Origin of the sequence: Acinetobacter sp. HR7 (assembly GCF_000773685.1) — a bacterium.
GTDB classification, from domain to species: domain Bacteria; phylum Pseudomonadota; class Gammaproteobacteria; order Pseudomonadales; family Moraxellaceae; genus Acinetobacter; species Acinetobacter thermotolerans.
Map to the genome: position 1 here is coordinate 1 of NZ_JPQO01000096.1, position 4,207 is coordinate 4,207.

5 protein-coding genes and 1 pseudogene are annotated in these 4,207 nt (G+C 40.2%); 4 read left to right on the plus strand and 2 right to left on the minus strand.

Annotated features, from left to right (window positions below):
• Positions 1–105 (minus strand): annotated as a pseudogene (locus GW12_RS16205) (IS1595 family transposase); the annotation flags it as partial.
• Between the two features lie 217 nt (positions 106–322).
• Between GW12_RS16205 and GW12_RS05535 the strand changes: the two are divergent.
• The 3 genes from GW12_RS05535 to GW12_RS05545 all read left to right on the plus strand — a co-directional run bounded on the left by GW12_RS05535 (position 323) and on the right by GW12_RS05545 (position 2,360).
• Positions 323–1,192: an SDR family oxidoreductase gene (locus tag GW12_RS05535; protein WP_034584532.1), complete on the plus strand. Its 870-nt coding sequence runs from the start codon at positions 323–325 to the stop codon at positions 1,190–1,192.
• Positions 1,193–1,392: 200 nt separating this feature from the next.
• Complete coding sequence (locus GW12_RS15775; protein WP_034584534.1) at positions 1,393–1,563, plus strand: hypothetical protein; 171 nt, start codon at positions 1,393–1,395, stop codon at positions 1,561–1,563.
• Positions 1,564–1,682: 119 nt separating this feature from the next.
• A complete protein-coding gene (locus tag GW12_RS05545; RefSeq protein WP_034584535.1) occupies positions 1,683–2,360 on the plus strand; it encodes a type 1 glutamine amidotransferase domain-containing protein in 678 nt (225 codons plus the stop codon).
• 118 nt (positions 2,361–2,478) lie between these two features.
• On the opposite strand, the gene yfcF is transcribed toward GW12_RS05545, so the two are convergent.
• The gene (gene yfcF, locus GW12_RS05550; RefSeq protein ID WP_034584536.1) at positions 2,479–3,144 is read right to left on the minus strand and encodes a glutathione transferase; all 666 of its coding nucleotides are present in this window, start codon (positions 3,142–3,144) and stop codon (positions 2,479–2,481) included.
• A gap of 234 nt (positions 3,145–3,378) precedes the next feature.
• Here yfcF and GW12_RS05555 point away from each other — a divergent pair, with 234 nt between their 5' ends.
• Positions 3,379–4,095, plus strand: a complete 717-nt coding sequence (locus GW12_RS05555; protein WP_034584537.1) for a glutamine amidotransferase — start codon at positions 3,379–3,381, stop codon at positions 4,093–4,095.
• The last annotated feature ends 112 nt before the right edge of the window (positions 4,096–4,207 follow it).

The following is a 4,207-nucleotide window of genomic DNA, read 5'->3' on the forward strand; positions in this document are numbered from 1 at the left end:
CATCCAACGCCATTCAGTTTCTTTAAGATGATAATCAAAGTACTCTTTTGATATGCCGTTAAACTTTGCTAGCCTTCTTTTACAAAAGCTCCAAAATGATTCTATTTTTTAATTTATGCTCTGATTCATTCTTTAGTCTAATACTTGATTAGTTCAATAAATGTAGCAAACGTCATTTGCTTTTATGGCTTTTTTAAAGATTTCAATTTTGTAAGACCTTTCATAGTGTGTGTTATGAAATGTCAGCTCTCAGACTATTTCTCAAAAATCTCCCTAATATATTTTTTCTGCCTATAACCTCAAACAATGGAACTGAAAAAATATGAATCATTATCCTGAAACCCCAAATTCAACCGAAACCCAAGACCATCAACCTGGCGTGCAAACTCGTATGGATCCAGAGCCTGAAATCATCAAATCTAACTATAAAGGTAGTGAAAAATTAAAAGGAAAAGTTGCCTTAATTACTGGCGGTGACAGTGGTATTGGACGTTCCGTTTCTATCCTGTTTGCTCGTGAAGGTGCCGATATCGCCATCTGTTATCTGGACGAAGACCAAGATGCACAGGACACTAAAAAGCTGGTCGAGGCTGAAGGTCAGCGCTGTCTGCTGATAAAATGTGACCTGCAACAACCCTCTGAAATTCAAGACCTGGTTAAACAGACCATTCAGGAATTTAAAACTATTAATATTTTGGTAAATAATGCTGGTGTACAGTACCCACAGAAAAGTATTACCGACATCTCTCCAGAACAGCTGAATAAAACATTTAATGTCAACATTCTCAGTATGTTTCATTTGACACAGGCCGTGCTGCCCCATATGCAGGCTGGCGACAGCATTATTAATACCACGAGTATTACCAGCTACCATGGTCATGATGAGCTGATTGATTATTCCAGTACCAAAGGTGCGATTACTTCTTTTACCCGCAGCCTCTCCACCAGCCTGCTCAAACAAAAAACCGGAATTCGGGTCAATGGCGTTGCTCCCGGACCGATTTGGACACCACTTATTCCAAGTAGTTTTGATGCAGAAACACTCAAAGAGTTCGGTAAAGACACGCCGATGGGTCGCATGGGGCAACCGAGTGAAGTCGCCCCTGCCTATTTATTCCTGGCTAGTGATGAAGCCAGCTATATTTCTGGCCAGGTCATTCATGTAAATGGTGGTAGCATTATTAATGGTTAAAATGAATAAAAGATAACGGTCTATGTAGGTCGTTATCTTTTATTTGAAGTCTTATATGAAATTAATAGTCAGTCTTACCCGAAATTAAAAATATTTAAGCACTAAAACATTTCCCAACAAACCCTGACAGATGCTTACCCTGTATAAATTCAGTCCTTGCTATAGTCATTTTCACAACTATTCGGATAGAGGATTAGGTCATGCCTAGAGGTGATAAATCGGCTTATACTGATAAACAGAAACGCCAAGCAAAACATATTGAAGACAGTGAAAAAGATCAAGGACGTTCTCAGGAAGATGCTGAACGTATTGCTTGGTCAACCGTCAATAAACAAGATGGCGGTGGCAAGAAAAAGAAAAGTGATAAATAGCTGCCAATTAAAATAGTGTTAAGAAACGCTGATCTAAGACAACCCATTTAAATCAAGCTTTCATTTCAACCGACTTTATATTTTCCTATTCAAAAAATAACATCATTTCAGGTAGTCCTATGAAAATTCTGATTGTTCTGACTTCACATGATCAACTGGGAGAAACTGGTGAAAAAACTGGTTTCTGGCTGGAAGAACTGGCTGCTCCTTATTACCGTTTTATCGATGCGGGTGCCGAAGTCACCCTTGCTTCACCTAAAGGTGGTCAGCCACCACTTGATCCGAAAAGTGGCACTCAAGATGCACAAACTGAAGCTACCCGGCGTTTTGAGGCAGATGATCAAGCCATGCGAGCATTGGCGAAAACTGTGCCCTTAAGTGAAGTAAATATTGAGAACTTTGATGCAGTGTTCTATCCAGGTGGTCATGGCCCCTTATGGGATTTAGCGAACGATGAAAACTCGATCCATTTAATTCAGCAAACCCTACAAGCCAATAAACCGGTTGCACTAGTCTGTCATGCGCCAGGCGTATTAAAAAATGTTAAAAATACTGAAGGCAAACCGGTTGTTGCTGGGAAAAATGTCACTGGCTTTAGTAATAGTGAAGAAGCTGCTGTCGGGCTGACTAATATTGTGCCTTTTTTGGTAGAAGATATGCTTAAGGAAAATGGCGGCAAGTATTCCAAAGCCGAGGACTGGCAAGTACACGTACAGCAGGATGGTTTACTGATTACCGGTCAAAATCCGGCTTCTTCTGCAGCAACAGCAGATGCCTTATTAAAGTTATTAAAATAATGCTTAAAACAGAATATCTCCAATAAATAACTCCTGACTAGTGCAAAATCAGGAGTTATTGATTGTCTATCGAACAGGTAAATTTGAATATTTCTTCAGCATAAAATCATTGTCAAATTTAAGGTACATCAAAAGGTGATGGATCCCAGGTACCACGTTCCAGTTCCCTTAATTTAAACCACACATGCACCGATTCCCGCTCAAAGTTACGCATCGCATAACTATATAGTTTTTCTGGAATTGGCACCTGATAACTGATCAAGCGATGCAACATAAAACCCAGATCAAAATCAGCAATACTCCACTGGGAACCAATCCATACATCACCAATCAAAGACTCTGCGACACGAACCAGTCGATCGACCTCTGCCTGGGTATTGCGATCTGGAATAAATTGCTGTGGTGGTGGCTGGAATATCCCTGTTGATGGCATATTTTCACGAATCAAGCCAAAATCCGATTTAACTAGCAACTGCGCGGCACGACATCTGGCACGGGCATAAATATCTTTTGGGTAAATGGCAGGATACTCTGGCGCAGGAAACAGCTCATCCAGGAATTCAGTGATCGCCATTGATTCAAAAATCGACCCATTATCCACGGTTAAACAAGGAATTTTCCCGCTTTTACACACGCGCAAATAGGTATCTGACTTGTTTTCCTCCTTATCTAGGTCGATTTTAACTTCCTGAAATTCAACACGCTTTTCTCTGAGGGCCACAAAAGCTGACATGGCATAGGGGCTGATTCTTTTTCGATCAATATACAGGCTAAGACGTTGCATAGTGAGGCTCCTCATGATGGAGTTGTTATAAGGAATGGAGTTCTATGCGCATTGCATAAGGTGATTATTTCAATCTATACCTAAACTTAGATAAACAATAGCAGAGTATCTTTACAGAATTTAATCAATTGCAAACAGGTACTATTTTGGTGCAGTAGCACATTGATTTATATAAGACTTTTCAAGACATTAGATTCGCGTTAAATTAAATCATTTCCTTAATTTGACACGACCATGCTTAATTTTGATGAGTTTCCTGACACCGTCTATGCCATCCAGCATCTTGCCTTTGAAGATTTGGGTGCTTGGGAAGACGTTTTTTATCAGCTCGACTTGCGGGTACGCTATTTTGAAGCCGGTGTGGATGACCTGACCAAGGCCTATGAACACAAAGGTTTAATTGTCATTTTAGGCGGTCCTATCGGAGTCTATGAAACTGAAGACTACCCTTTCTTACAGCAAGAAATCACCTTACTAAAAGTACGCTTAGAGCAGAATTTACCGACTTTAGGCATCTGTCTAGGCGCACAACTGATTGCACATGCACTGGGTGGAAAGGTTTATTCAGGTCATGTCAAAGAAATTGGCTGGTCTAAACTCACTTTAACCCAAGTCGCAAATAATCCACTCGCTGTTTTAGAAAATACTGAAGTACTGCATTGGCATGGCGATACTTTTGACCTCCCAGTCCAGGCGGAACTATTAGCAAGCTCTACCCTGTATCCGAATCAGGCTTTCCGTGTCGGTGAAAATATTTTGGCCCTGCAATTCCATCCTGAAGTCGCAGCAGATAGTCTGGAAAAATGGCTGATTGGTCATACTTGTGAATTACGTAAAGCCGGGATCAATATTCCTGCATTACGTGCTGAAAACCAGAAATTTGCTTCAGTTTTAGAATCTACATCTGAACAAATTGTTCAGCAATTTATGGATAATCTGCAAAGCAGCTAATTTTTTAATTTGATTCGATGATAAAAAAAGCACCCAGTTGGGCACTGCTGTCCCATAGTTTGATTTAAATAAAAAACCTGAGTCCAAATCATTAAAATATGAGTGCAAACAA